Annotated in this window: 21 protein-coding genes and 3 pseudogenes; 12 read left to right on the top strand and 12 right to left on the bottom strand. The window is 70.5% G+C overall.

Features of this window, described 5'->3' with window-relative positions; translation table 11 throughout:
* Positions 1-9 precede the first annotated feature (9 nt).
* From ACFYWY_RS16565 to ACFYWY_RS16575, 3 genes are all read left to right on the top strand, one after another.
* Positions 10-1,002, top strand: coding sequence for an aldo/keto reductase (locus ACFYWY_RS16565; RefSeq protein WP_389186122.1), 993 nt, complete (start codon positions 10-12; stop codon positions 1,000-1,002).
* Positions 1,003-1,150: 148 nt separating this feature from the next.
* Positions 1,151-2,302: a PQQ-dependent sugar dehydrogenase gene (locus ACFYWY_RS16570; RefSeq protein WP_389186125.1), complete on the top strand. Its 1,152-nt coding sequence runs from the start codon at positions 1,151-1,153 to the stop codon at positions 2,300-2,302.
* Between the two features lie 37 nt (positions 2,303-2,339).
* Complete coding sequence (locus ACFYWY_RS16575) at positions 2,340-2,516, top strand: DUF6191 domain-containing protein (protein ID WP_389186128.1); 177 nt, start codon at positions 2,340-2,342, stop codon at positions 2,514-2,516.
* A 289-nt stretch (positions 2,517-2,805) separates the two neighbouring features.
* Here the strand turns inward: ACFYWY_RS16575 and ACFYWY_RS16580 are convergent, their stop codons facing one another.
* Both ACFYWY_RS16580 and ACFYWY_RS16585 read right to left on the bottom strand, forming a co-directional pair.
* On the bottom strand, positions 2,806-5,853 hold the full coding sequence (locus ACFYWY_RS16580) for an AAA family ATPase (RefSeq protein ID WP_389186365.1): 3,048 nt from the start codon (positions 5,851-5,853) through the stop codon (positions 2,806-2,808).
* Positions 5,854-5,923: 70 nt separating this feature from the next.
* Positions 5,924-6,094, bottom strand: coding sequence for a hypothetical protein (locus tag ACFYWY_RS16585; protein WP_389186131.1), 171 nt, complete (start codon positions 6,092-6,094; stop codon positions 5,924-5,926).
* A 155-nt stretch (positions 6,095-6,249) separates the two neighbouring features.
* On the opposite strand from ACFYWY_RS16585, the pseudogene ACFYWY_RS16590 reads away from it, so the two are divergent.
* Positions 6,250-6,818 (top strand): annotated as a pseudogene (locus tag ACFYWY_RS16590) (transposase).
* Positions 6,819-6,946: 128 nt separating this feature from the next.
* Here ACFYWY_RS16590 and ACFYWY_RS16595 read toward each other — a convergent pair.
* A pseudogene (locus tag ACFYWY_RS16595) lies at positions 6,947-7,573 on the bottom strand (GNAT family N-acetyltransferase); the annotation flags it as partial.
* Between the two features lie 88 nt (positions 7,574-7,661).
* Between ACFYWY_RS16595 and ACFYWY_RS16600 the strand changes: the two are divergent.
* Positions 7,662-7,946 (top strand): hypothetical protein, encoded by a 285-nt coding sequence (locus ACFYWY_RS16600; protein ID WP_389186134.1) that lies wholly within the window; start codon positions 7,662-7,664, stop codon positions 7,944-7,946.
* On the opposite strand, the pseudogene ACFYWY_RS16605 reads toward ACFYWY_RS16600, so the two are convergent.
* The 5 genes and pseudogenes from ACFYWY_RS16605 to ACFYWY_RS16625 all read right to left on the bottom strand — a co-directional run bounded on the left by ACFYWY_RS16605 (position 7,943) and on the right by ACFYWY_RS16625 (position 13,932).
* Positions 7,943-8,912: pseudogene (locus ACFYWY_RS16605) on the bottom strand (Tn3 family transposase). The gene ACFYWY_RS16600 and the pseudogene ACFYWY_RS16605 overlap by 4 nt on opposite strands.
* Entirely contained in the window at positions 8,801-9,505 is a 705-nt protein-coding gene (locus tag ACFYWY_RS16610; RefSeq protein WP_389186137.1) for a Tn3 family transposase, read from the bottom strand. The pseudogene ACFYWY_RS16605 and the gene ACFYWY_RS16610 overlap by 112 nt, the downstream one beginning before the upstream one ends.
* Complete coding sequence (locus ACFYWY_RS16615; RefSeq protein ID WP_389186140.1) at positions 9,469-10,950, bottom strand: DUF4158 domain-containing protein; 1,482 nt, start codon at positions 10,948-10,950, stop codon at positions 9,469-9,471. Before ACFYWY_RS16615 ends, ACFYWY_RS16610 begins: the two co-directional genes overlap by 37 nt.
* Before the next feature lie 235 nt (positions 10,951-11,185).
* Positions 11,186-12,778: an MFS transporter gene (locus tag ACFYWY_RS16620; RefSeq protein ID WP_389186143.1), complete on the bottom strand. Its 1,593-nt coding sequence runs from the start codon at positions 12,776-12,778 to the stop codon at positions 11,186-11,188.
* A 140-nt stretch (positions 12,779-12,918) separates the two neighbouring features.
* Positions 12,919-13,932, bottom strand: coding sequence for an NAD(P)/FAD-dependent oxidoreductase (locus ACFYWY_RS16625; protein ID WP_389186146.1), 1,014 nt, complete (start codon positions 13,930-13,932; stop codon positions 12,919-12,921).
* Positions 13,933-14,029: 97 nt separating this feature from the next.
* Between ACFYWY_RS16625 and ACFYWY_RS16630 the strand changes: the two genes are divergently transcribed.
* The 3 genes from ACFYWY_RS16630 to ACFYWY_RS16640 all read left to right on the top strand — a co-directional run bounded on the left by ACFYWY_RS16630 (position 14,030) and on the right by ACFYWY_RS16640 (position 16,958).
* Positions 14,030-14,623, top strand: coding sequence for a helix-turn-helix domain-containing protein (locus ACFYWY_RS16630; protein ID WP_389186149.1), 594 nt, complete (start codon positions 14,030-14,032; stop codon positions 14,621-14,623).
* Between the two features lie 128 nt (positions 14,624-14,751).
* Complete coding sequence (locus ACFYWY_RS16635) at positions 14,752-15,624, top strand: class I SAM-dependent methyltransferase (RefSeq protein ID WP_389186152.1); 873 nt, start codon at positions 14,752-14,754, stop codon at positions 15,622-15,624.
* Between the two features lie 443 nt (positions 15,625-16,067).
* On the top strand, positions 16,068-16,958 hold the full coding sequence (locus ACFYWY_RS16640) for a recombinase family protein (protein ID WP_389186155.1): 891 nt from the start codon (positions 16,068-16,070) through the stop codon (positions 16,956-16,958).
* A 21-nt stretch (positions 16,959-16,979) separates the two neighbouring features.
* Here the strand turns inward: ACFYWY_RS16640 and ACFYWY_RS16645 are convergent, their stop codons facing one another.
* The 4 genes from ACFYWY_RS16645 to ACFYWY_RS16660 form a co-directional block, all read right to left on the bottom strand.
* The gene (locus ACFYWY_RS16645) at positions 16,980-17,162 is read right to left on the bottom strand and encodes a hypothetical protein (RefSeq protein ID WP_389186158.1); all 183 of its coding nucleotides are present in this window, start codon (positions 17,160-17,162) and stop codon (positions 16,980-16,982) included.
* Between the two features lie 70 nt (positions 17,163-17,232).
* Positions 17,233-17,772: a hypothetical protein gene (locus tag ACFYWY_RS16650; protein ID WP_389186161.1), complete on the bottom strand. Its 540-nt coding sequence runs from the start codon at positions 17,770-17,772 to the stop codon at positions 17,233-17,235.
* Between the two features lie 99 nt (positions 17,773-17,871).
* Positions 17,872-18,438, bottom strand: a complete 567-nt coding sequence (locus tag ACFYWY_RS16655; protein WP_389186165.1) for a GNAT family N-acetyltransferase — start codon at positions 18,436-18,438, stop codon at positions 17,872-17,874.
* 178 nt (positions 18,439-18,616) lie between these two features.
* A complete protein-coding gene (locus ACFYWY_RS16660; protein ID WP_389186168.1) occupies positions 18,617-20,710 on the bottom strand; it encodes a phosphocholine-specific phospholipase C in 2,094 nt (697 codons plus the stop codon).
* Positions 20,711-20,999: 289 nt separating this feature from the next.
* Here ACFYWY_RS16660 and ACFYWY_RS16665 point away from each other — a divergent pair, with 289 nt between their 5' ends.
* The 4 genes from ACFYWY_RS16665 to ACFYWY_RS16680 all read left to right on the top strand — a co-directional run bounded on the left by ACFYWY_RS16665 (position 21,000) and on the right by ACFYWY_RS16680 (position 24,515).
* Positions 21,000-21,908, top strand: a complete 909-nt coding sequence (locus ACFYWY_RS16665) for a hypothetical protein (protein ID WP_389186368.1) — start codon at positions 21,000-21,002, stop codon at positions 21,906-21,908.
* Between the two features lie 436 nt (positions 21,909-22,344).
* A complete protein-coding gene (locus tag ACFYWY_RS16670; protein ID WP_389186171.1) occupies positions 22,345-22,770 on the top strand; it encodes a nuclear transport factor 2 family protein in 426 nt (141 codons plus the stop codon).
* Entirely contained in the window at positions 22,767-23,615 is an 849-nt protein-coding gene (locus ACFYWY_RS16675; RefSeq protein ID WP_389186174.1) for an NmrA family NAD(P)-binding protein, read from the top strand. Before ACFYWY_RS16670 ends, ACFYWY_RS16675 begins: the two co-directional genes overlap by 4 nt.
* A gap of 294 nt (positions 23,616-23,909) precedes the next feature.
* The gene (locus ACFYWY_RS16680) at positions 23,910-24,515 is read left to right on the top strand and encodes a TetR/AcrR family transcriptional regulator (protein ID WP_389186177.1); all 606 of its coding nucleotides are present in this window, start codon (positions 23,910-23,912) and stop codon (positions 24,513-24,515) included.
* The last annotated feature ends 196 nt before the right edge of the window (positions 24,516-24,711 follow it).

Here is a 24,711-nt window from a genome sequence, read left to right on the forward strand (position 1 = left end):
TACGGGCAGTTGGAGCGCAGGACAATCGGTGCGGCGGCCCTCGAAGTGGGCGCGATCGGGCTCGGCTGTATGCCGATGAGCTGGGCGTACAGCAGCTCCCAGCAGCGCGGTGAGCGATCGCTGCGTACGGTGCACGCCGCGCTCGACGTCGGCTGCAGCCTGCTGGACACGGCCGATATGTACGGGCCCTTCACCAATGAGCTGCTGATCGGGCGGGTGCTGAAGGAGCGGCGTCGGGACGCGTTCGTATCGACCAAGGTCGGGCTGCTCGTCGGCGATCAGCATGTGGTCGCCAACGGGCGGCCGGGTTATGTGAAGCGGGCCTGTGACGCATCGCTGCGGCGGCTGCAGACCGAGGTGATCGATCTCTATCAGCTGCACCGGGCGGATCCGGAAGTTCCGGTCGAGGAGACCTGGGGCGCGATGGCGGAGCTGGTGAGCGCCGGGAAGGTGCGGGCGCTGGGCATGTGCGCGGTGGGGGCGCGCGCGTCCAGGCGCTCCGGGGCGCATCTGCACGAGGGAACGATCCGGCAGCTGGAGCGGGTGCAGCAGGTGTTCCCGGTGAGCGCGGTGCAGGCGGAGCTGTCGGTGTGGTCGCCGGAGGCGCTGGAGCGACTGCTGCCGTGGTGCGAGGCGCGGGGGGTGGGGTTCCTGGCGGCGATGCCGCTGGGGAACGGATTTCTGACGGGGACGCTCACGCCGGGGCAGGGCTTCGAGCCTGACGACGTACGGGCGCGGCATCCGCGGTTCACGGCCGAGATGATGGCGGCGAACCAGCCGGTGGTGGCGGGGCTGCTGAGGGTCGCCCAGCGGCATGGCGCGTCTCCTGCCCAGGTCGCGCTGGCATGGGTGCTGGGGCGGGGGCGGAATGTGGTGGCGGTGCCGGGGGCGAAGCGGGAGGAGTGGGCAGTGTCGAACGCGGCGGCGGCGGACCTTGAGCTGACGGGACGGGATCTGGCGGAGGTGGCGGGACTGCCGTCGGCGCGGGGATCCTGGGACTGAGTGAGCTGTCGCTCGTTCTCTTGGCTCTCGGCGGTTCTTCCGGTTCCTGGCGGAAGATCGGGAACCTCGGGGGCGGCTGCGGTGTAAGAACAGTAGTCAGACAGTTCAAGCAGCCGTCGAAGGGATCAGAACTGTGCAACGTCCTGCTGTGACGGCCGTGTTGGCCGCTGCCGTGCTTCTGCTTGTGGCCGGGTGTTCGTCCGGTGACGACAAAGCGCCGGGCGGCAGGGAGGGGCCGACTTCGGCCACCTCGGGCCCCTCCGGGTCCGCCTCGGGAGGGTCGCCGAGTCCGACGGCCCCACCCGCGAAGGGGTCGGTGAAGGTGGTTTCCACGCTGACGCAGGACCTGAAGTCACCGTGGGGCCTCGCGGCGCTGCCCGACGGGGATCTGCTGATCGCCTCGCGCGACGAGGGGACGATCAGCCGGGTCGACGCGGAGAGCGGCAAGCAGACCGTGATCGGCTCGGTGCCGGGGGTCTCCCCGGGTGGCGAGGGCGGGTTGATGGGCCTGGCGGTCTCCCCCTCGTTCGCCTCGGACCACCAGGTGTACGCGTACTTCACCACCGAGTCGGACAACCGCATCGCCCGCATGCTGTACGACGAGAAGAAGCCCGCCGCACAGCAACTGGGCGCGCCGGACACGGTGTTGAGGGGCATCCCCAAGGGCATCGTCCACAACGGCGGGCGGATCGCGTTCGGCCCGGACAAGATGCTCTACGCAGGCACGGGCGAGACGGGTGACACAGGGCTCGCGCAGGACAGGAAGTCGCTGGGCGGCAAGATCCTGCGGATGACGCCGGACGGGCAGCCGGTGCACGGCAATCCGGACGCCGACTCCGTCGTCTACTCATGGGGTCACCGCAATGTGCAGGGGCTCGCATGGGACTCCGACAAGCGCCTGTGGGCTGCCGAGTTCGGCCAGACCACCTGGGACGAGCTCAATCTGATCGAGCCGGGGAAGAACTACGGCTGGCCGGAGGTGGAGGGCAAGGGCGGTAGGTCCGGCTTCGTCGACCCGGTGGCCCAGTGGCGGACGGACGAGGCCTCGCCGAGTGGCATCGCGTACGCGTCGGGCTCGATCTGGATGGCGTCGCTGAAGGGCGAGCGGCTCTGGCGAATCCCGCTGGCAGGCACGGAACCCTCGTCGGAGCCCCAGTCGTTTCTGGAGGGGAAGCACGGCCGCCTGCGCACGGTCCTGTCGGTGGGCGGAGCCAAGGTCTGGCTCGTCACGAGCGAGACGGACAGGCGGGGATCGCCCGAGCCGGGGGACGACAAGATCCTCCAGCTGGAGGTGAAGTAGAGCCTGAAGGAGCGCCTCAAGGAGGGGTGTACGGCTTGTGTTCAACGTCTTCGAGGAGTTCTTCGCACCGGGCCGCAAACACACCGACGAGGAACGCAACCGCCTGGCCCTGACGAGGGCGGACGTGGGCGACAACGACCCGGGCCACAGCCCGATAGACCTTGCGTCGGGCAAGGTGACGATCCGCGCAAGGGAGAACCCGCCGCAGGAGTGAGGCGGCCGCGGGGTGCGATCGCGACGGCGGCGCGGGTCGCGGGTGCGCGGTGCGCAGGCGCGCCGGCCGCCGGGCGCGGGGCGCGGGAACCCGCCGCCGCAGCTTGGGGCGCGGCCGCCACCAGCCGCGTGCCTGGCCGCGCCGGGGCCGGGGCGGCATTACCGCGGCATGGCGCGCGGCCGCCGGAATCTGCGGGCACGGAGGCGGCACCCGTCAGCCGGGGCGGGGCGTGGGCTCGGCCGGCACGGGGCGAGCATCCGCCGTCAGGCGTCGCGCGGGCCTGGCTTGGTCAGGCCGATGCCGCCGATTGCTCCTCGCCCCTCGGTGGGAACAGGCGCAGGCGGTGGGCCAGGGCCGCTGCCTCGCCGCGGCCCGAGACGCCCAGTTTGGCCAGGATGTTGGAGACATGGACGCTCGCCGTCTTCGGGGAGATGAACAGCTCCTCGGCGATCTGACGGTTGCTGCGGCCCGCCGCGACCAGGCGGAGGACATCCTCCTCGCGGCGGGTCAGGCCGAGCGCCGGACCCCGCGGCACAGTGGCGGCCGTCGCAGGAGCCGGGTCGTCGGTCAAGGAGATGCGGGCGCGCTGGGCGAGCAGGGCGATGTCCTCGGACAGCGGGCGCGCCCGCAGTTGCTGCGCCGTCGCCGCAGCCTGGCGCAGCAGCTCCGTCGCTCGCGCACGGTCCGACTGGAGCAGCGCCTCCGCCCAGCGGTGGCGGACCCTCGCCAGGTCGTACGGGCGCTCCAGCGCCTCGAAGGCCGTGCCGGCCTCGGCCCAGTCGAGGGCCGTGCCCCCGCCGTCGGCGCGCAGCAGTTCCGCGCGGACCCAGCGCTCGTAGGCCATCCATACCGGGACCGCGGTGACGAGCGTTCTGGCTGCCTTGCGGATCCGTACCAGCGCCTCGGCGCGGCCGGGCTCCGCGGCGGGCAGGCCGCGCGTATCGGCCTCCAGCGTGGCCGCGGCGCGCAGCAGCGGCCAGGCGAACGGCTGGGTCCCGGGCGGGAAGCCCTCCATTGCCGCCCTTTCGAACTCGGCCCGAGCGTCCAGCACGCGCCCCTGTGCCGCCGCGATGCTCAGCGCCACGGTATGGAGCGGGATGGAACTCTGCGGCATCGGATTATTGGACCCGAAGTGCGCGCGCGCCGCCTCCAAGTGCTCGGCCGCCTTCACCGCGTCGCCCCGGTCGAGGGCCAGGTAGGCGCACCGGGTCGCAGCGAACCCCCGGGGCTTCGGGCTCAGAGCGATCCGCAACGCCTGCTCCGCGGCCTCGGTCGTCTCGTCCCAGCGCCCGAGCGAGCTGTACGACTCGGCGAGGTTGGCCAGGATCCATGCCTCGGTGTCCAACAGGCCGTATTTCCGGGAGAGTTCGACGCCTTCGCCGAGAATGTCGACCGCTTCCCGTGAGCGGCCCACACCCTCCAGCGCGGACGGCAGATTCACATGCGTACGCCCCACGTGCGCGGGCAGGTCGAGGGCGACCGCCCGCTCCTTGACCGCGTACATCTCCGCGAGCCCCTCATCGACGTTGCCCGCGTCGACCATGAGGCTGCCGAGGGTGAGGCGGGCCCGTAGCTCGTTGGCCTCCTCGCCGACCATGCGCGCGTACTCCACCGCGAGCTCGGCGGTCGCCAGGCTGCCCGGCCCCGGGTCGTGCACCATGCCCCAGTTCGCCGCCTCCGCGAGCACCTCCGCATGGACGGCCGACGGCGGCAGTCCGCGCACCAGCTCCTGCGCGGCCGCCAGCTCCGCCCACCCGTCGCCGCGGCCCAGCGACGAGACGAGCCGGGAGCGCTGGACAGAGAACCAGGCGCCGCGCAGCGGGTCGTCCTCAGCCTCCGCCAGCCGCTGCCCGCGCTTGGTGATCTTCAGCGCGCGTTCCTTCTCGCCGCTGAGCCGGCCCGCGACGGACGCCTCGGCCATCAGGTCGAGGAAGCGCAGCGGCGTGGTGGCCGGATCGCAGCCGCACGGAGGGTACGCCTCCGCGTAGTCGACCGGCCGCAGCGCGGCCCGTACCTCGTCCGGCGCGCTGTCCCAGAGCTCCATCGCCCGCCCCAGCAAGCGCAGTTGCTCGGCGTACGCATGCCGTCGCCGCGCCTCGACCGACGCGCTGAGCACTGCGGGGAGGGCCTTGGCGGCGTCGTGCGCGTGGTACCAGTAGCTGGCGAGCCGCGTCGCCCGCTCCTCGCTCCGTACGAGCGTGGGGTCGGCCTCCAGCGCCTCCGCGTACCGCCGGCTGAGGCGCGAGCGCTCGCCGGGCAGCAGATCGTCCCCCACGGCCTCGCGTGCGAGGGAGTGCCGGAAGCGGTAGCCGTCGCCGTCCGGCGTGGCAAGCAGGATTTTCGCTCCCACCGCGGCCCGCAGCGCCTCGATGAGGTCGTCCTCGCACAGCCGGGCGACAGCGCGCAACAGCCCGTACTCCACGGTCGAGCCGCCCTCCGCGACGATCCGCGCCACCCGCTGGGCGTCCTCGGGCAGCGCCTCGACGCGGACGAGAAGGATGTCGCGCAGGGATTCGCTCAGCCCCGTGGCGCAGCCGTCGGACATGCTGCAGGCGAGCTCCTCGACGAAGAACGCATTGCCGTCCGAGCGCTCGAAGACCCGGTCCACCACGGCCGGTTCGGGCTCGGCGGCGAGGATCCCGGCCATCTGGCGGTGGACCTCGCCGCGGTTGAAGCGGGTCAGCTCGATGCGCTGGACCGTACGCATCCGGTCGAGCTCGGCGAGGAAGGGCCGCAGCGGATGCCGTCGGTGGACGTCGTCGGAACGGTACGTCGCGATCACGACGAGCCGGCCGCGGCGCAGTGTGCGGAAGAGGTAGGCGAGCAGGTGGCGGGTGGAGGCGTCGGCCCAGTGCAGGTCTTCGAGCACCAGGACGACCGTGCGGTCCGCGGCGATCCGCTCGAGCAGCCGCGCGGTGAGCTCGAAGAGGCGGGCCATGCCTTCCTCGTCGTGCCTGCCCGGCTGTCCGCGGGACGTTTCCCCCAGCTCGGGCAGCAGCCGCGCCAGCTCGTCCTCCTGGCCGGCGGCCGCCTCCGCCAGTTCTTTGGGCAGCCGACGGTGGAGCGTGCGCAGCGCGGTCGAGAAAGGCGCGAACGGCAGCCCGTCCGCGCCGATCTCGACACATCCGCCGACCGCGACGACAGCCTCGCGGCGGCACGCCTCGGTGAACAACTCCTCGACGAGCCGGGTCTTGCCGACCCCCGCCTCACCCCCGACGAGCAACGCCTGCGGCTCTCCCGCGGCGGCGCGGGAGAGCGCGTTGGTGAGCGCGGTCAGTTCGCCGGCGCGGCCGACGAACACCGGGCTGACGGACCTGGTCTCCACGTCGCCGAGCATCGCACAGCCCTCTGACAACGCGGCACCCTTTTTGATCGGGATGACAGTCATCACGCGAGGTCAGGCCGTCTCACGCGGCCCGTGTGAAGCGGTCGTGGTCCGGACTCACCCGGCCCTCCGCGTCCTTGGCGGCCCGCCTCGCGGCACGACGGGCCTTGCGCACCTGCCGGACCAGCCGCTCGGCCTCGGCCTCGCGGATCAGCTCGGCCCGGCGGAGCTGCTGCATCTCGTACTCGAACATCTCGGACTCCCTGGTTGCGAGTTCTCTCGGCGTCTTGCGATGCCTCGACTCTCGTCGCCCAGGGGGGTCCGCCACATCGGGAGGGTGCCGCATCTTCGCGCGGAAGGGGTCCTTAGACGTCGTTTCTTATGGTGTGATCGTTCGTTGAACCGTGCATGACGGATCTGGTTGAGCGGCTGGTGCCGGACGAGTTGTGGGTGCTGTTCCGGCAGGTGGTACCTCCGACAGAGGTGAAGCGTCCACAGGGTGGGGGCCGGCGACGGGCGGGCGACCGCGAGGCGCTGGCAGCGATCATCTTCGTGGCCACCTCGGGCTGTACGTGGCGGCAGCTCCCACCGGTGTTCGGTTCGTGCTGGCAGACGGTCTACCGGCGCTTCGCCCAGTGGGGCCGGGACCGGGTCTGGGCGAAGCTCCACCGTGTCATCCTCGACGAACTCGGTGCCAGAGGTGAGCTGAACTGGTCGCGGTGCGCGATCGACTCCGTCAGCGTGAGGGCGGCCTGCGCCGATGGCTCCGCAAGCGCGGCGTCCGGCACCGCATCGCCCGCAAGGGAATCGAGTCCTCCCAACGGCTGGGCCGCCATCGCTGGGTGGTCGAGGGGACCGTGTCCTGGCTGGCAGGCTGCCGACGCCTGCACCGCCGCTACGAACGCAAGGCCGACCACTTCCTCGCCTTCGTCGGCATAGCCGCAGCCCTCATTGGCTACCGCCGGCTCACCAAATGAAACGATGTCTTAGACGCGACGGGATGCGTACGCCTACGGCCTGAGGCCCCTGCGCCCGGCCTTAGCGCCGCTGCTCCCCCGGCCCTAGGGCCGCTGCTCCCCCGGCCTTAGCGCCGCTGCTCGTAGACTTACGGAGTGGTGGTGCTCAGCGGGGCGAAGCCGAGGCGTTGCAGGATCGGGCGGCTCTGGCTGGAGGCGTCGACCTGCAGGAAGCGGTAGCCGCTCGCGGCGGCGATACGGGCCCGGTGGGCGATCAGCGCCCGGTAGATGCCACGGCCGCGCCAGGCAAGCAGGGTGCCGCCGCCCCACAGGCTCGCGAAATCGGTGCCCGGGTGTAGCTCCATCCGCGCCCCGCAGACCGGCTGTTCGCCGGTCAGCGCGACGGTCATGTCGATGGTGTCCGGGGTCCGGGCCAGCTGAGCGAGGCGCTGTTCGCGCAGCCTGGCCCCGCTCGTGCCGAAGGCCTGCTCGTGCACGTCGGCCAGCAGATCCACGCCCGCCGGGTCGGTGACCGGTTCCAGCCGGATGCCGTCGGGGAGTTCGACGTCGGTGGGCAGGTCGCGGATCTCGGCGACCATCAGGGTTTCTTCGGGCTCGGGTGTGAAGCCGGCCGCCCGCAGCCGTGCGCCGAGGTCGTCGGGCCGGTCGTAGGAGTACAACTTCCACTCGAAGTCCCGTCCCAGGTCGGTGAAGTACCGAATCTGCTCGGCGATCACGGCGTCGGCCGTGGCGGGCTCCAGGCCGGACCAGACGACCCGGGGCCCGAGTAGGAACGGAACAGAAAACCGGCGTAGCCGTCAAATCTTTTGACGGGCTGTGAGAGGGGCTGCCAGGGTGCGCCCCATGAGTGACGACCCGACGATCGGTTTCCTGAAGGCGGACGTGGCGCGGTTCTGCGCCGGTCTGGATGAACTGGCCCCGGCGATCCGGCTGCGACTGCTTGTGCAGCTGCGGGCCTCGCTGGACAAGGTGACGGACGCAGCCCTGGACGAGGGCATGGCCGCGGCAAAGGCGGAGGGCTGGGGGCTGCGGCAGATCGGCGGCCAGGTGGGCCTGTCGCACGAGAAGGTCCGCTACCGGCTCGCCCAGAGTGCGGGCAAGGACGAGCCGGCCGGGGAGCCGTCCTAGATCGTGGTGCTTGTCTTATCGGGCTTGGCGGTGGAGCGGAGCTGTCCGCCCTGGACCTCGACTGGCAGGGCGAAGCTGTAGCGGCCGTGGAAGTTGATGTGAGCGAACTTCAGCGGTGAGAGGCGGGCGATGTCCTCGTCCCGGACGTGGATGCCCTCGGCCCGCATCTCGGCGATGATCTTCTGGAAGTACACCGTGTTCCACAGGACAACGATGTTGAGCATCAGTCCCAGTGCCCCGAGCTGGTCTTCCTGGCCCTCTCGGTAGGACTGCCTCAATTCGCCCTTCTGCCCGTGGAAGATCTTCCGGGCGAGTTCGTGGCGGGATTCCTGACGGTTGAGCTGGGTATTGACCCGGCGCCGCAGGAGTTCGTCGGTGAAGTACGAGGACAGGTACGCGCTGCGGTCCAGGCGGCCGAGTTCCATGACGGCCTTGCCGGTGGGGGTGGGCTTTCCTGCGGGCGCGAGGACGCGCAGGGCCTCCGAGGCTTTGATCGTGCCGGAGTGGAGGGAGCCTGCGAGGCGCAGCATCTCGTCCCAGTGGGCGGTGATCTGCTTGAGGTTGATCTTGTCGCGTGTGACGGGGTTGAGCGGCCCGTAGTCGGCGTCCGGATCGGCGCGGTAGAGGGTGGCGCTGCCGACGTCGGCCAGGCGCGGGGAGAACTGGTAGCCCATGAGGCGGAAGGCCGAAGACGATCTCGCTGGCGCCGTGCGTGTCGGAGGTGATCTCGACCGGGCGCAGGGCGGTCTCCTGCTCGAGGAGGCCGTCGAGGATGTAGAAGGAGTCGCGCTGGGTGCCGGGGATCAGGATGCCGTGCAGGCCGCTGAACTGGTCCGAGAGGAAATTGTAGAACGTCACCCCGCGCCGGCGGGTGCCGAATTTTCGGGACTGGCCCCGAAGTTGAGGGTGCGGATCGGGGTGACGAAGCGCAGTCCGTCGGCGGAGGCCAGCTCGCCGCCACCCCACGCCTGCACCAGCGGCAGGCGCATGTGGTAGTCGACCAGGCGGGCGTTGGCCATCGAGAGGGTCGCCGCGCGTACGTAGTTCTGCTCGACCCAGAACAGCCGGTCGCGGCTGAGCGCGTCGATCCCGTCGTGGACGATCGGCTCGATGCCGACGTTGGTGGCCTCCGAGGTGAGGACCGCGGCCACGGACAGCTGAAGGTCGTCCATGCGCGAGTTGGCCTCGGAGACGTGGGTGAAGTCGGCCAGGTAGGGCACCCAGGAGTCGACCTCCAGCACGATCTCGGGAAGGTCGACGGCGGGCATGCGCGCCTCGATCTCCTTGTTCAGGTCGATCAGAGAGGCGGGTTCGTCCAGGCGGTCCAGGCCGGTGAGGATGATGCGGTCGCGGCCGCCCTGCTGCTCGATGCGCACGTTGGGATTGGCGGCCAGGCCGTCGGCGAACTCCCGGTGGGCCTTGTCGAGTCGGTCGGTCCAGGCCTTGAGGATCTTGTGGGGATTGGGGTCGAGGTCGAGTTCCTCGCAGACCCGGGTGCGGGCCGCCTCCCACGCCGCATCTTTCAGCAGACGGGCGTTGGGGTCGCCCCACTTGCGCATGCCCGGCACGAACACCTCGTGCCGGTGCAGCGCTGCGCGCAGGGCTTCGCGACGATCAGGGCGCGCTTCTCGACGCTGCCCACGGGCATCGGCGGGGGCGGAAAGACCAGGCGCCGCCAGGCGGAGGTGAGCACCTTGGCGGGGACCTCCCACGCCTGGATGGGGCGGCGCCGGCCTTTGAGGGACTTCACGAAACCGATCGCGTCCAGGACCGGTTCGCCCGCCGGGCTGGCCTCGAAGGTGAACGTCTTGAGCAGGCCGGGCAGGAAGCGGGCGATGGTGTTGTAGCGGGCGGCGAGCATTTGCTCGGCGCCGTCGTCAGGCTGCTGGGCGAGGAGTTTGACGGTGTCGGCCGCCGCGTGGACGGGGCCGACGTCCATCGCGTCGAGCATCGCGCGTACGTCGCCCTCGGGGTCGGCGGCGGCGGTGCAGATGGCGAGCCAGGCTTTGCGCAGCTCGATCGCGGCGGCGTCCAGGTCCTTCAGCGTCCGCAGCCTCTGCTTGGTCATCTTGGTGGCGGAGCTGCGGATAATGTCGCCCATCACCAGGTCGAAGACCTCGATCGCCTCGTCGGCGGCGAGCTGCGGCATGACCGCGGCGAACGCGACCAGGGTGGCCAGGCGCCGGTCTCCGGCGAGGTCGGAGACGGCCTGGGCGCGGGCGGCCTTGGCGAACCGCACCAAGGCCTGCAGCCGTCCCGGCGCTATCGCGTCCAGGTTCCACGCGGAGCCGCCGAAGACGCGCAGGGATTCGTAGCGTTCCAGGGCCTTGCCCACGCCGCGCGCCGAGATGTCGCGCGGGGAGCGGCGCAGGCGGTCCAGCTCAGAGAGGCGCGTGCCCGCGGGGACGACGACCAGCTGCTGCAGACGCTCGGCCTGCTCCGTGGTCGGGGCGGCGGCGAGGGTGGCCCACAGTCGCTTCTCGGCGCGCTCGCGGGTGCCGGAGACCAGGCGTTCCAGCACGGTCACCCCGGGCAGCACCACCTTCTTGTCCACCAGGCGCTTGGTGGCGAGGTCGAACAGCAGGGTGGGGCGTTCGTTGCCGATCCAGGCCCGCTGGTACATCCAGCGGGCGAGCGCGAACCACTGGTCGAACTCGAACTTCGTGTACCCGTACTCCTTGCGGATCTGCTCCTGGTGATCCCAGCGGGCCTCACCGGTGCCGTACCCGGCGAGCTCGCCAGGGTCCAGACCGAGCTGCTCGGCGACATAGCCGACCACCACGGCGGGCACCTCCTCGGGATTCTCCAGGAAGGTGCCCAGGTAGCGGATGGTGCCGAGCTGAACGGCCCAGCCGATCCGGTTGCGCCCGCTGCGGGCGGCCATTGCCCGGCGCCGTGCGGTCTGATCCAGCAGGAAGGACCCGGCGAGCTGTCCCTCGTCCGGGTCCTCGGTGAAGTGACCGAAGCGCCTGCGCTGTTCGTCGCTCAGAAAGTTGGTGGGCACCGCCCGCTGCCCGCTCCTTGACCTGTCGGCGTGATTCGCGCGCGACGGTGCCAGGTGACCTGACGGTGCGTGAGACGATCCCTGATTCCAGACCAGAGCATTACCCCATGTGATAGACCAGGTCACGAACCCGGCGCACGATCAGCCGGGCCGTGACCCGGTCGGCTGATCGTGCGGCTGGCGAACGCGAAGTACGCGGAGCGGTCTGCTTGCTGTGCGCCCGGCTCTTGTGCGGTCAGCAGGCGGCGACGGCCTCAGCGGCTTCTGTCTCGTTCGCGACCGCGGAGGCCGTGTTCTTGGGGCCGCGGAAGGCGATGTAGACGAACAGGACGCCCATGACGGCGGCGCCTGCCCACATGGCCTGCTGCCAGCCGTCGACGAAGGACTGCTGGGCTGCGTGGAGCAGGTCCTGTGCGTGCGGGCCGGTGCTGCCCGCCGCTTCAACGGCGTTGGCGACGCCTTCCCGGGCGGTGTCCGCGGCCCCCTGGGGGATGCCGTGCAGCCTGTCGTCGATGGCGCTGCGGTAGCCGGCGGACACGAGCGCGCCGAGCAGGGCGACGCCGAGTGCGGTGCCGAACTCGCGGGTGACGTCGTTGAGGGCGGAGGCGACGCCCTGCTTCTCGCGCGGCAGGGAGGCGGTGATGGCCTCCGTGGACGGGGTCATCGAAAGGCCCATGCCGACGCCCATGGGGAGCAGGCCGGGCAGGATGGACAGGTAGCCGCCGCCGACGGAGACGAACAGGGCCATGAGCGCCATGCCGCCGCCGGCCATCGCAATGCCCACCACCATGGTCGAGCGAGCGCCGATACGTGCGGCAAGCTTGGGGGCCATGCCGGAGGCCATCATCATCATGACGGCCATGGGCATCATCGCCACCGTGGACAGCAGGCCCGACCAGCCGAGTACGGCCTGGAAGAACGGGAAGAGAACCACGCCGATGCCCGCCTGGACACCGAAGACCACCAGAAGCGTGACCGAGCCGCCGGCCAGACCGCGCTCCCGGAACAGCCTCACGTCCAGCAGCGAGGCGTCGCGGCGGTGCAGCTCCCAGGCTACGAAACCGACAGTGGCGATGAGGCCGACGGCGAGGCTGATCAGCGTCTCGGGGGCGGTCCAGCCGCGTTCGGGGCCTTCCTGCAGGACGAAGATGAGGCCGACCACGGCGACGGTGGAGACCAGCGCGCCGACAGTGTCGAACCGGTGGGCCGAGGTCTCGCGGGAGTTGGGAACCGACTTCACCGTCATGGCCAGGGCCACGAGGACCAGGACCAGCGGCAGGACGAACAGCCAGCGCCAGTCGGCGACGTCGACGAGGAGCGCGGAGAGGAACATGCCCAGGATGCCGCCGCCTCCGGCGACACCGGTCCACACGCCGATCGCCTTGCCGCGCTGCTCTTCGGGGAAGGTGGAGGTGATGACGGCAAGCGTGATCGGCATGATCATCGCGGCGCCGATACCGCTGGCCACGCGCGAGGCGAGCATCACCTCCGCCGTCGGGGCCAGGCCCGCGACAACGGTGGCGATGCCGAAGACACCCAGTCCGGCGATGAGCATGGGCTTGCGGCCCAGGCGGTCGCCGACGGCGCCGAGCGGCAGCAGCAGCGCGGCCAGGGCAAGGGTGTAGATGTTGATGATCCACAGGACCGTGCTCTGGGAGGCGCCGAATTCCACGGCCATGTGGGTCTGTGCGACGTTCAGCCCGGTCACCGAGGCGATGACCCCCATCAGGGCGATGGAGACGGCGATCAGGATCGTGCGCAGCTGACGCGCGTCGGGGACACCCCCGCCGCTGGCTTGCGCGGCCTGTACGGGCTGGTTCGTACTCATGGATTCCTCTCAAAATGGGCATGTCGAGTCAGCGCCGGAGCAGCGCCGGTCGCCGAGTGAAGGGGTGGGCGGGGCCCGGGCGCCGCGCGCCGCGCATCGCCGGGTGCGGTCGAGCGGTGGGCCGGTGCCGTGCCGGGACGTCAGGGGGCGGGGGTCTCGCCCTGGGCTGCGGCGAGGGCCGCGTCGGTGTCCGCGGTGGCCAGCAGGCCGTTGATGTGGGAGCCGGCCAGGGCGCCGGCCGCTGCGGAGGCACCGACCTGGGCGGTGAGGTCGGTGGCGTTGCCGGCCACCCACACGCCCGGCACCTCGGTGGTACCGGCCATGCCGGAGGCGAAGCGGCGGCCCATGTTGTCGGGCAGGTCCTCCATCGGCAGCTTCAGACCGTCCAGGCCCTCGATGCGGGCCTGCATCTGCGTGGCGACCGCGAGGACGCGGCGGGCCACGACCTGGCCGTCGGTCAGGCGCACCCCGGCGAGGGTGCCGTCCTCGTTGTTGATGACCTCCTGCACCGGGGTGTCGACGATGCGGATGCTGCGGGCGGCGAAGCGGGCGCGGGTGTCCTCATCCAGGTGAGTACCGTGGGTGAAGTAGGTCAGGTCCTCGGTCAGCTGGCGGAACAGGAGTGCGTGGGCGATGGAGGCCGGGCCGGTGGCGAGGATACCGATGGGCTCATCGCGCACCTCCCAGCCGTGGCAGTACGGGCAGTGCACCACACCGTGTCCCCATTGCTCGGCGAGGCTGGGGACCTCGGGCAGCACGTCCCGCAGGCCGGTGGCCACCAGGACCCGGCGCGCGGTCACGCTCCGGCCGTCGGCCAGGGTGATGGTGAAACGCAGATCCCCGTCAGCCGACGGGGCGGCGGGCTCGGCCGAGGCCACCTCGCCGAAGACGATGCGCCCGCCGTACTGGCGCACCTGCTCCCGGCCCCGCCGAAGGATCTCGCGGGGCGGGGTGCCGTCCAGGACGATGAAGCCGTGCATGGCCTCTGCCGGCGCGTTGCGCGGGGAGCCGCTGTCGATCACGACGACCGAGCGGCGGGAGCGGGCGAGCATCAGCGCACCGTTCAGCCCCGCGGCGCCCCCGCCGATCACCACCGCGTCGACGGTCCCACCGGGCAGTGCGTCGCTCGCGTACGGAGAAGTCGTCACAGCCATGTCCTCCTACCCTTTCCTCGTGCGTGGTCCCAGACGTTGCGGACCATCTGCACACGACGCTAACCCCGCATTGCATTAGGGGCATATGATGTTGCTCATGACGCAAGAAGGTGGAGAGCTGGACAGCCTCGTACGCAAACGCATCCGCGCTCTGCGGGTGGCGCAGGGCTGGTCGTTGGAGGAACTGGCCACCCGCGCCCACCTCAGCCAGTCCTCACTGAGCCGCATCGAGAACGGCCAGCGCCGCCTCGCACTGGATCAGCTGGTCACTCTCGCCCGCGCCCTGGACACCACGCTGGATCAGCTCGTGGAGACCGCCACCGACGACGTAGTCACCAGCCCGACGATCGACAGCACCCACGGCCAGATGCGCTGGATCGTCAAGGCCGACCCCGGGATGAGCGTGGTGCGCCAGCGCCTGACCGAACCACCCCCCGAGAACCCGGCGCGCATGCGTGCCCACCCGGGGCACGAATGGCTCGTAGTCCTGTCCGGCACCGCGATCCTCATGCTCGGCCACCGCCGCTTCCGCCTCGAGACCAACCAGGCCGCCGAGTTCCCCACGATGATGCCGCACGCGATCGGCGCCGAGGGCGGGCCCTGCGAGATCCTGGGCATCTTCGACCGCGACGCCCGCCGCGGCCACCAGCGCGACGGCGACGGCGGCGACGCTCAGGGCGCTCCCGAATGACGGCGCGGGCCGCGCGACGGCCTCCGCAGCGGTGACCTCTTGCGCGTCGGGCAGCACCCCCGACCATCGTATTGCGTAAACGGGAAGTTTTCGTGCCGCAGGCGCATAACCGTCTTAGCGTGAAGAGCATGAACCAAGCACACACGCACACCCCTCACCACGGCGCTTCGCACGGTCACCACCACGAGCACGGAACCGACGGCCAGGCGGAGATCCTCGACCTGGACGCCGAGGTCCTCGCCGAGCACACAGCCTCCATCACCGCATGGCTGCCACTGCATACCGGCCCACACCACATCGTGGATCTGGGCTGTGGCACGGGCGCGGGCACCTTCACCCTCCTCGACCGCTTCCCCGACGCGCACGTCACCGCCGTCGACGCGTCCGCCGAACACCTTCAGCGCTTGCGCACAAAGGCGTGCGCCCGCGGCGTCCAGGAGCGCGTGCGCACCGTGCAGGCTGACCTCGATGAAGCCGCCTGGCCCGACCTCGGCTCACCGGACCTGGTATGGGCGTCTGCCTCGATGCACCACATGGCCCACCCCGACCGCGCACTGCGCACCGTCCACGACGCGCTCGCGCCCGGCGGCCTGTTCGCCGTCGTCGAACTGGCCGGCCACCCCCGCTTCCTGCCCGAAAACGCCCCCAAGGATCGGCCCGGCCTGGAAGAGCGCGTCCACGCCGCGGCCGACCGCCTCCAAGCCGAACACATGCCCCACCGCGGCGCCGACTGGGGCCCGATGCTGACCGCCGCCGGCTTCACAGTCGAGGACGAACGCACCATCGCCGTGAACATCGAAGGCTCCCGCAGCGAAGCGATCGGCCTCTACGCCCTCGGCATCCTGCAGCGCATCCGCAGCGTCATCGCCGAAAGGCTCTCCCCCGAGGACCTCACCGCGCTCGACCGGCTCCTCGACACCAGCAGCCCGCACAGCATCCTGCGCCGCGACGACCTGACGGTACGCACCGAGCGCACCGTCTGGGCTGCCCACCGCACCTGACTCCGAACACAGGGCCGGTTAAGAACGCTGTCACCAGTCGCAAACGAGGGGGTGTCACGTCCGGCGGGGTCGCGCTCAGCAACGCGTCGGGCGACTGCATAGACGCCGGGTCGGGCGTACCGCCCCAGAGAGCAGACGGAGGCATGCCGTGCCGCCGCTGTTCTCGGGGCAACCGTGCTCCAGCAGCGGCACAATCACCTTCGCGAGAGCGAGGCACTGCTTGTTCTTCGCGTTCGGCACCATGGCGCCGAACGAGGGATCAAGGACAAGGCAGTGAGGAACCAGCCCGGCACGTCCGTGTGACGCAGGGTCATTCTCACAAATGACCATCTCTGCGAGTTCTGCGAGACCCCTCGGGGTGATCGCGTTTCCGCAGGTCGCCATTCGCAGAAGTCCTCTCAGAACTCGGGTGTTCTGCGAGACACTTCTGACACACTGATCGCGTGGATCTGGCGCCCAATCAAGCCGCAGCTGCGGTAGAACGCAACGACTGCCCGAAGTGCGAGGTGCCCGGCGGGAGTCCGTGCCGCACGCGCGGCGGGAAGACCGCCTCGAAGTACCACACCCCGCGCTTCGTTCTCATCGCCGCGCTGCGCGAGGAACTCGAAGTGCCCGTGCCCGCCGACCGTGGACCCGGACGGCCGTGGAAGGAAGGACCGGCGCCCGCCGCCGTGCCCGCCCAGCGCGGCAGCAAGCCCATCCGCATCGGCTACGCAAGGACGTCGACCGCGAGGCAGGAACTGGCGAGCCAGCTCGAAGCCCTCGCTGCGGCCGACTGCCACAAGATCTACTCCGAGCAGATCAGGACCCGGATCAAGGTGCGGCCCGAGCTCGAGGCCGCGCTCAAGCTGGCCCGCGAGTTCAAGGAGGCCGCCCCGGACACCCCGGTCATCTTCACCGTTCACGAGCTCAAGCGCCTGGCCCGCAACGCGGCCGAACTGATGACGCTGTCGACCGAGCTACAGGCCGCCGGCATCCAGCTCGAACTCCTCACCGGCCCGCTCACCGGGATCTACGACCCCAATGGCATGGGCGCGATGTTCTTCGCCGTGCTCGCCGTCGCCGGGCAGATCGAGCGCAACTACATCCGGGAGAAGACCCTCGAAGGCCAGGTCACCGCTGCGAAGAAGGGCAACCACGGCGGACGACCCAAGGTCATCGACGACGACATGCTCACCTTCGCCCAGGCGCTGAAGGACAAGGGCGTCCCCGTCCCCGACATCGCGAAGAAGCTCACCATCAAGACCGGCAAAAACGCGGGCACGAGCCCATCGGTCGCCTCGCTGTACCGCGCCTTGGCCCAATCCGAGCAGGAGACGGAGGCGGCCTCGTGAGCGCAGGAGCGGAAGCCCACCTCACAGGTCGTCAAAAGATTTGACGGCTACACCGGTTTTCTGTTCCGTTCCTACTCGGACCCCGACCCCGTTCCAGTCGCCGTCGGCACCGACCTGCCGCACCACGTCGCGCGCCTCCCCGGCTCCTTCGCCACCCTGCCGCATCTGGTGGTCGAACAGGCTGAGTACCTCGTCGTGATCCATCCGCGCATTGCAGCACCGGACGGACAGATGCACCAACGGGTTACGAGGAGCCGGGGCCTGAGAGCCAGAGCTACGAGCCTGCGCTGGGCAGCGACATGAAGAGGTCGAAGTACATGCCGGCGGAGACGATCAGTCCCAGGACGCCCAGTGCGACTCCGGCCAGGGCGAAGGCCCGTACCCAGCCGGCCTTCTGAGGCAGGGCGAACACAGCCAGGCCGACGATCAGCGCGAGCAGCGCGAAGATGCCGTTGAACATGGCGGTGGAGTGCCAGGCGTCGCCGTAGATCGCGGAAATCTGCTGGGCGGGGTCGCCGCCCTGCGAGGTCTTGATCTGCCCGACCAGCGCCTGCCTCTCTGCGGCGATCTTGCCGACCCAGGTCCCGCTGAGCGCTACGACGCCGAGGCCGACCGAGACGACGCCCGCGGCGGCGGCTCCGAGGCCGGAGGAAGCGCGCGGCGCCTCGTCGGTGTCCTCGATGTCCTCGGCTTCGGCGGTATGCACCTCGGCTCCGGTGGACTCGGCCGACTCGGCGGCAGCCGCGTCGGGCGCGTCCGTCACGTCGGTCGTGTCTGTGGTCTTTTTGGTCTCGGTGGGGTTCATGCGCCGCACGCTAGGTGCCGATTCTGAGAGTCCTCTTAACGACCCTGCCCCTCAGCGGCCGGCCCCGGTCATCAGCCCCTCAGCGGCCGGCCCAGGGTCGTCAGCCCCTCAGCGCCCTTCCCGCGTCCGCAGCTCCCGCCACTCCGGCGCCAGCACCGACCAGACCTCCATGTCGTGCCTAACGCCCCTGTACGGGTAGCTCTCCCGCAGCACTCCCTCCCGCACCATCCCCAGCCGCTTGGCGACGTTGATGCTCGCGGTGTTCCCCGAGGCCACCTGCCACTCGACACGGTGCATTCCACGCTCGTACACCGCCCAGTCGATGATCACGCGCGTGGCCCGTGTGACCAGCCCGCGCCCTGCCGCCGACGGCTCCAGCCAGCAGCCCGCCTCACACGACTCGCTCGCGTGGTCCCAGGTGCGGAACAGGACACCGCCGACGAGAGTCCCGTCCAGCCAGATCCCGTAGATGCGCCCGCCGTCCCCGGCCTGCTTGTCGGCGTACGACTGGAGGAAGGCCCGCGCCGAGTCGACATCGGTCGAGACGGCGGCGAGTGCGACGTACTGGCCGATGAACTCCCGGCCCCGGTCCAAGTGGGCGAGGTACTCCTCGGCCTGCCAGGGCTCCAGCGGCCGCAGTTCCGCCCCGTCGTCGCCCAGCGATATCGCGAACATCGTCTTCCTCTTCCCCCGGCCCGGTTACGGCACGAGCTGTCCGTCCTCGCTCGCGCGCTGCCCAGGGATCTTCGCATGCACACAGCACACGGCACACGGCGAGGCCGACCCGTCGCGCGGGGGCCCAGGACAAAGGTCCCGGGCCCCCCCGCGCCTCTCAGCCCTCAGCCCTCACCTCTTAGCCGGACACGCTCGCTCGCCCGTTCTCGACGTGACCCATCAGGCGGCGGCGGAAGCCGGTGTCCCGGTCGGCCGTCACCTCGATGTCGTACCAGCCGTGCGCGTCGGCCGCCGAGTGCACGACGGTGCGGCTGCGGCCCGCCTTGACCGTGACGGTGCGGGTCCAGTCGTCGAGGTCGGCGTCATCGACGTAGGCCAGCGGTCGGATCGTGAAGGTGACCGGCTTGCTGCCGTCGTTGCGCAGCGTGAGATGCAGATCGCGGTCGTGGTGGTCGATGGACGAAGAGACCTGAGCGGTTCCCTGGATGTTGCCCGCGAACTCGCGCCGGAAGCCGTTCGGGCCGGTGATCGTGAAGCGGTAGGCGTCGCCGGTAAGGGGTACCGACCACTGCGCCTTGCCCCTTACGTCCTTGTGCTGCGGGACGGGGAACTCACCGGCGTACGGATAGAGCGCGAAGTGGGCGCTCGCGCGACCGCTGTTGCTGAGGGCCACCGTGAAGGCGTCGCCCGTGACCCTGCCGTACGCGTCGGGCTGGTACGGCAGCGGCCGCGCGGGCCGGGTCCCCTCCTCCTGCACGGGCATGTGCTGCTGAAGTGGCGGCACGGGCCGCCAGCGTCCCGTGAACGGCGGGATCGCACCCGGCTGCTCCACGTCGGGCTGCGGCCTGCCGCGCCGGAAGTCGAAGGCGGAGGTCAGATCGCCGGTGACAGCGCGCCGCCAGCGGGTGATGTTGGGCTCCTCGATGCCCGTCCACTTCTCCAGCAGCCGGACCACCGAGCTGTGGTCGAACACCTCGGAGCAGACGTAGCCGCCGACCGACCAGGGTGAGACGACGAGCAGCGGGACGCGGATGCCGAGGCCGGTGGGCTTGCCCTGCCAGCGCTCCTCGGTGTTGTCGGCGGGCGGGACCGGCGGCGGTACGTGGTCGAAGAAGCCGTCGTTCTCGTCGTAGTTGATCAGGACGACGGTGTGCCGCCAGACGTCGGGGTGGGAGCCCAGGGCGTCCAGCACCTTGTAGACGAGGGTGGCCGACGCGATCGGCGAGGAGGTGCCGGGGTGCTCGGAGTCGATCGCGGAGGGCACCAGGTACGACACCTCGGGGAGCGTGCCCGCCGCCACGTCCGCGCGGAACCGGTCCGCGAGGGAGCCGGTCTCGGCGCGCCGGAGCCCGCGTTCGAAGAGCGACCGCTCGCTGTCGGTCAGCGTCGCCACGCCCTCTTCGAGCGCCGCGAGCAGCCGCGCGCGCTCGGCGGTGTCCTGGGTGTCGCGCACCTTCGCGTAGAAGGCCTCCATGTAGGTGAAGTCGCCGGCCTTGGCCAGCGCCTTGCGCGCGATCTTCTTGAAGGTGGTGAAGAACTCGATGTTGTTGTCGGTGAAGTTCTCCCACTCCTGGTACGTCTTCCAGCTGCGGCCGGCCTTCTCGAGCCGCTCGGCGTACGTCGGCCACGGGTAGCCGGGGTGGGTGTCCTCGGCGTACGCGGTGTTGGTGACGGCGCGACTGCCGTCCGCCTCGAAGCCGGTCCAGCCGCTCCACAGATGGTTGCGGTTGGGGCTCGTCGACGTATGGATCGAGGAGTGGTACGCGTCGCAGATGGTGAAGGTGTCCGCGAGTTCGTAGTGCAGGGGTATGTCGCGGCGGTCGTAGTACGCCATGGTCGCGGCGGTCTTCGCGGAGATCCAGCCGTCCATCCAGCCGTCACGCCAGGCCTTGGCGCCGCCGCCCCAGGAGTGGTCGAGGTCGCCGATGTACTGGAGGTCCTTCTTCTGCGTCTTGGCGGCGTCGCGCACGGGGAAGGGCAGCACGGTGCGCAGCGGGCCCGGCTGCTCGAAGACGGGCTTCCCGGAGGGGAGTTCGACGGCGTTGCGGTCACCGAAGCCGCGTACGCCGCGCAGGGTGCCGAAGTAGTGGTCGAAGGACCGGTTCTCCTGCATGAGGATCACCACGTGGTTGACCGCCCGCAGCCCGCCCGACGGCGGCTCGGCGGCCAGCGCCGCCTGCAGGGAGGGCGGGAGCAGCGACCCGGCCGCCGCCGCGCCGATGGCGCCTCCTCCGAGTGCGAACAGACGTCGTCGTGACATGTCCCTGGTCAAGTGATCCTCCCGATTCCGGTGCTATCGCCCGGAACGTAGTGAGGCCGGATGACTTGGGGAAGTCCCATGGACGGCGCGGCAGTGAACGTCCAAGTTCCCGCGCGAAGAGTCCATGCGCCTTGGAAAAGGGGCCGCGGCCTGGGAAGGCCGCCGGCCGACTCGGGGCTGTCCTCGGTCCGTGCAGAGGATGTCGCGCCGGTGCCAGTCCTGTGAACACGGGCGATTTCGGCGCGATCTGAGCGGTGAATACCCAAGCGCTCTGCAGGTGTTGTCGGTGACGGCTGGCACGATGGGTGACATGGAATTCACGGGGACCAACCTGCCGATCCTGACACCCGGCGATGCCGCGGAGTTCGCCCTGACGCTCCATGACGCACCCGGTGCGTACCTCGACCGCGACCCGGTCCAGGTGCTGGCGTACAACCCGGGCGCCTCGCTGCGGGACCGGCGGGAGGCCTTCCGCGAGGTGTACGACGCGATAGTGGCCAGGATCGGGGAGCCGACGCTCTACGGCGGCTCGGCGGAAGGCCCCAACGTCCGCTGGCGGGACTGCGGAAGACTGGTGCTGCTCGTCGGCAACCGCCGCCGGGCGCAGCTTTCTGTCCACGACACGGACACCCTGGAGCACGAGGAGCGGCGCACCTTCGAGTGGGGCGGTGCCTGGTCGGCGGACGAGCCGCACGATTTCGACTTCCTGCCGTACACCTGGCAGTTGGACCGCAGCGGCCCCGGTGAGCGCCCGATCGAGCGGCCCGGCGTCCGGCTGGCCTCCAGTCTCGAACACTTCGAGAGCGCGCTCGGGTTGCTCCTCACGGCGTGGGTGGAGCAGCTTTCGGTGCAGGTCGGCGGCGACTGGGCGAGCTTCAGCGTGACCAGCGGCGCGGACCGCGGACGGCAGCTGCTCATCTCGTACGCGCTGGAGGACGGGCTGCACGTCTCGGTCGACGACCGCGACGGCGAGGACAGCCCGGAGCGAGCGCGGCTGATGCGCTCACGCGGCTGGATGTCCCGCGACCGGGGATGGTGGCAGACGGACTTCCCGGACCCGGAGCGCGGTGAGGTGGCGGCAGTGGCCCGTCTGGCCGTCACGGAACTGCGGGCACGCGGCACGAAAGAGCCGGAGGAACTGCGGGCGAGGGACGCCAGCTGCAAGGACCGCGGCGAACTGTGGCTGCCGGGCCTGGGCATACGCCACTGACGCACGCCATGTTTGCGCGGCGCGGAAGACCAGGGCGACGCCCGGCTCCCGTGGGTCGACCCGCGGCCCGGCCGATGACGTCGCTCGCTTTCAGCTCCCGGCGAGGCGGGCCCGCCGGGCGGCACAGGTGCACATCAGGCAGTCGTGCGATTCCACGCGTGTGAAGTCGTCGTCGGCCGCCGTCTGCGTCAGTCGCGCGACGGCGCCGCCGCCCTGCGGGCCTCCGGACGGCTGATCGCGGTACCGGCCGCGCTCAGGCTTGCGAAGCGGACCGGCAGTCCGTACTCTCCAATCCATACGGACTATCGGTCCGCTTTTTATTCGGGTGCCCCGTCATGAAGAACCGCCATTACTGGATATGGCGCTTCTCGTGACGAGTGGCCGTCCCCGACGGGCTGGGATCGCCGTCTCTTCGAGCAGAACGGAAGCCTTGATCATGACAGTGCCAATGACAGCCGCGGAGCTGTACCGCCACGGTCTGCAACTGCTGCTGGAGAAGGACATCCCCGGCTGGGTGGACCTGTGGGACGAGGGCGGCGTCATGGAGTTCCCCTTCGCGCCCCAGGGCTGGCCCGAGCGGCTGGAGGGCCGACAGGCGATCGCGGACTACATGCGCCACTACCCCGACCACGTCGACGTCCACGACTTCCCCGACGTGAAGATCCACCAGACCACCGTCCCCGAGACGATCGTGGTGGAGATGCGCGGGGTCGGCCGCCTGGTGGAGACCGACAGCCCCTTCGACATGACCTACATCGCCGTGGTCACGGTCAAGAACGGGCGCGTCACCTCCTACCGCGACTACTGGAACCCCCTCGCCGTCCAGCAGCCCGGCGTCGACTTCGCAGGAGAGAACCGATGAACGCCCCCAGCACCACCCTGGTCATCGGAGCCACCGGCACCACCGGCCGTCGCGTCGCCGCCGGGCTGATCGCCGAGGGCCACCGCGTCAAGGCCGCCGGCCGAAGCGCCACCCCGGTGGAGGGCACACAGGCGGTCCGCTTCGACTGGAACGAGCCCGCCACCCACGTGGACGCCCTCGACGGAGTCGACCGCGTCTACCTCATCCCGCCCATCGGCGCCTCGGACCCGGCCGCGGTCATGCTGCCCTTCCTCCGCCAGGCCCGCGCGGCAGGCGTGCACCGCGCCGTGCTGCTCAGCTCATCGGCGATCCCCGTCGGCGGTCCGGCGGTGGGACAGGTCCACCAGGCATTGCCCGGCCTGTTCGAGCAGTGGGCGGTGCTGCGGCCCTCCTGGTTCATGCAGAATTTCACCGGCTCCACCCCCCACGCGCGCAGCATCAGCGAGGACGGCGCCATCCTGACGGCCTCCGGAGACGGCCGTGTTGGGTTCATCGACGCAGAGGACATCGCCGCCGTCGCCGTACGCGCCCTGACAGACGAACAGGCTCCCAACACCGACCTGATTCTGACCGGGTCGCAGACACTGAGCTACGACGACGTCGCCGCGGTCATCACCGAGGTCACCGGTCGGCCCGTGGTGCACCAGCGTCTGACATTTGAACAGCTGCGCGACCGCTGGGCGGCCGAGATACCGCTGGAGTTCGCCACCATGCTGGCCGGCATGGACCGCGCCATCGCCGACGGGGCCGAGGACCGCACGACGGACACCGTCCAGCGCATCACCGGCCGCCCCCCGGGCACTCTCCGCGCCTTCGTTGAAAGGGAGGTGTCGTGCAGCAGTTGATGTTCCACGACGACCTTGTACCGGCACCTCACCGCACCGAAGACACTCCTGAGCTTCACCGAGGAGGAAGGCGCCGATGCCCACTGCCACCCGGGCGCCCTCCGCCTGGCGGTAGCCCGCATCTTCGGCTGGCTCGACGACACGGTCCGACCCGTTGCACGCCACGCGACCGCTCGGCTGCCGCGGCTACGTGCCGGAACTGCAGCCGGGGCGCGAGCCACCACTGACGCGAACCCACCGAATACCATGAACCGTTCCGGGGGCCCGGGACAGGGCGAAGACCAAGGAGGACCCGTGGCCCAGCGCACAGAGCGCGCAGACGCCCTGCGCAACCGAGAAGCCGTCCTGGCTGCCGCCGATGCCCTCTTCTCTGAGAGCAGCAGCCCCCACAGCGTGTCGATGGACGACATCGCCGCGGCCGCGGGTGTGGGCAAGGGCACCCTCTTCCGCCGCTTCGGCGACCGGGCAGGCTTGATCGGCGCCGTGATCGCCTCCCGCCTCGAACCCCTGCAACAAGCCGTGCAGGAAGCGCAGGACGTAGGTCGGTCCTCACCCCAGCAGCGGGTGCTGGACCTCCTCGACGCCTCACTGCGCTTCAAGATCGAGAACCGGCGCCTGATGTCAGCCGCAGAGGACGCCGGGCTCAGCAGCCCTTACCAGGCCGAGCACTACGGCTGGTGGCACGAAATGCTTCGTGCGGCACTGGATCAGGTGCCCGGCGTCCACGACGCGGATTTCACCGCCCACGCCCTGCTGGCCGCCATCCGCGCCGACCTCGTGGCGCACCTGATCGACGATCAGAAGATGACTCCGGAAGTCCTGCGCTCCTCGCTCGCGGCCTACATCGCCAGAGTCCTCGGCAGCAGCTCCGATCCGCGCGGCACGCGCAAGGAGGCATGAGAGACCACTCCCCAGTTCATGGACGCGGCCGGCAGCCCACGGGACCGCCGGCGGCCGGGCGCGGCGCGGCACCAGTGAACGCGAAGTGGCGGGGCCCCCCCCGCGGGGGGGGGGGCCCCCCCCCCCCCCCCCCCCCGCCGCCCGCCCCCCCCCCCCCCGCGGGGGGGGGCCCCCCCGGGGCCGCCGCCCCCAGCCC

This window comes from Streptomyces sp. NPDC002870 (assembly GCF_042888505.1).
In the GTDB taxonomy this organism is placed as follows: domain Bacteria; phylum Actinomycetota; class Actinomycetes; order Streptomycetales; family Streptomycetaceae; genus Streptomyces.

Bases quoted from the DNA above. Each gene is read 5' to 3' on its own strand.
- ACFYWY_RS16585 (WP_389186131.1), bottom strand. From the start codon at position 6,094: ATGTTCGAGTACGAGATGCAGCAGCTCCGCCGGGCCGAGCTGATCCGC.
- ACFYWY_RS16675 (WP_389186174.1), top strand. From the start codon at position 22,767: ATGAACGCCCCCAGCACCACCCTGGTCATCGGAGCCACCGGCACCACC.
- ACFYWY_RS16610 (WP_389186137.1), bottom strand. From the start codon at position 9,505: ATGCGCAAGTGGGGCGACCCCAACGCCCGTCTGCTGAAAGATGCGGCG.
- ACFYWY_RS16580 (WP_389186365.1), bottom strand. From the start codon at position 5,853: ATGCTCGGCGACGTGGAGACCAGGTCCGTCAGCCCGGTGTTCGTCGGC.
- ACFYWY_RS16655 (WP_389186165.1), bottom strand. From the start codon at position 18,438: ATGTTCGCGATATCGCTGGGCGACGACGGGGCGGAACTGCGGCCGCTG.
- ACFYWY_RS16625 (WP_389186146.1), bottom strand. From the start codon at position 13,932: ATGGCTGTGACGACTTCTCCGTACGCGAGCGACGCACTGCCCGGTGGG.
- ACFYWY_RS16665 (WP_389186368.1), top strand. From the start codon at position 21,000: ATGGGTGACATGGAATTCACGGGGACCAACCTGCCGATCCTGACACCC.
- ACFYWY_RS16630 (WP_389186149.1), top strand. From the start codon at position 14,030: ATGACGCAAGAAGGTGGAGAGCTGGACAGCCTCGTACGCAAACGCATC.
- ACFYWY_RS16600 (WP_389186134.1), top strand. From the start codon at position 7,662: ATGAGTGACGACCCGACGATCGGTTTCCTGAAGGCGGACGTGGCGCGG.
- ACFYWY_RS16620 (WP_389186143.1), bottom strand. From the start codon at position 12,778: ATGAGTACGAACCAGCCCGTACAGGCCGCGCAAGCCAGCGGCGGGGGT.
- ACFYWY_RS16670 (WP_389186171.1), top strand. From the start codon at position 22,345: ATGACAGTGCCAATGACAGCCGCGGAGCTGTACCGCCACGGTCTGCAA.
- ACFYWY_RS16635 (WP_389186152.1), top strand. From the start codon at position 14,752: ATGAACCAAGCACACACGCACACCCCTCACCACGGCGCTTCGCACGGT.
- ACFYWY_RS16645 (WP_389186158.1), bottom strand. From the start codon at position 17,162: ATGGATCACGACGAGGTACTCAGCCTGTTCGACCACCAGATGCGGCAG.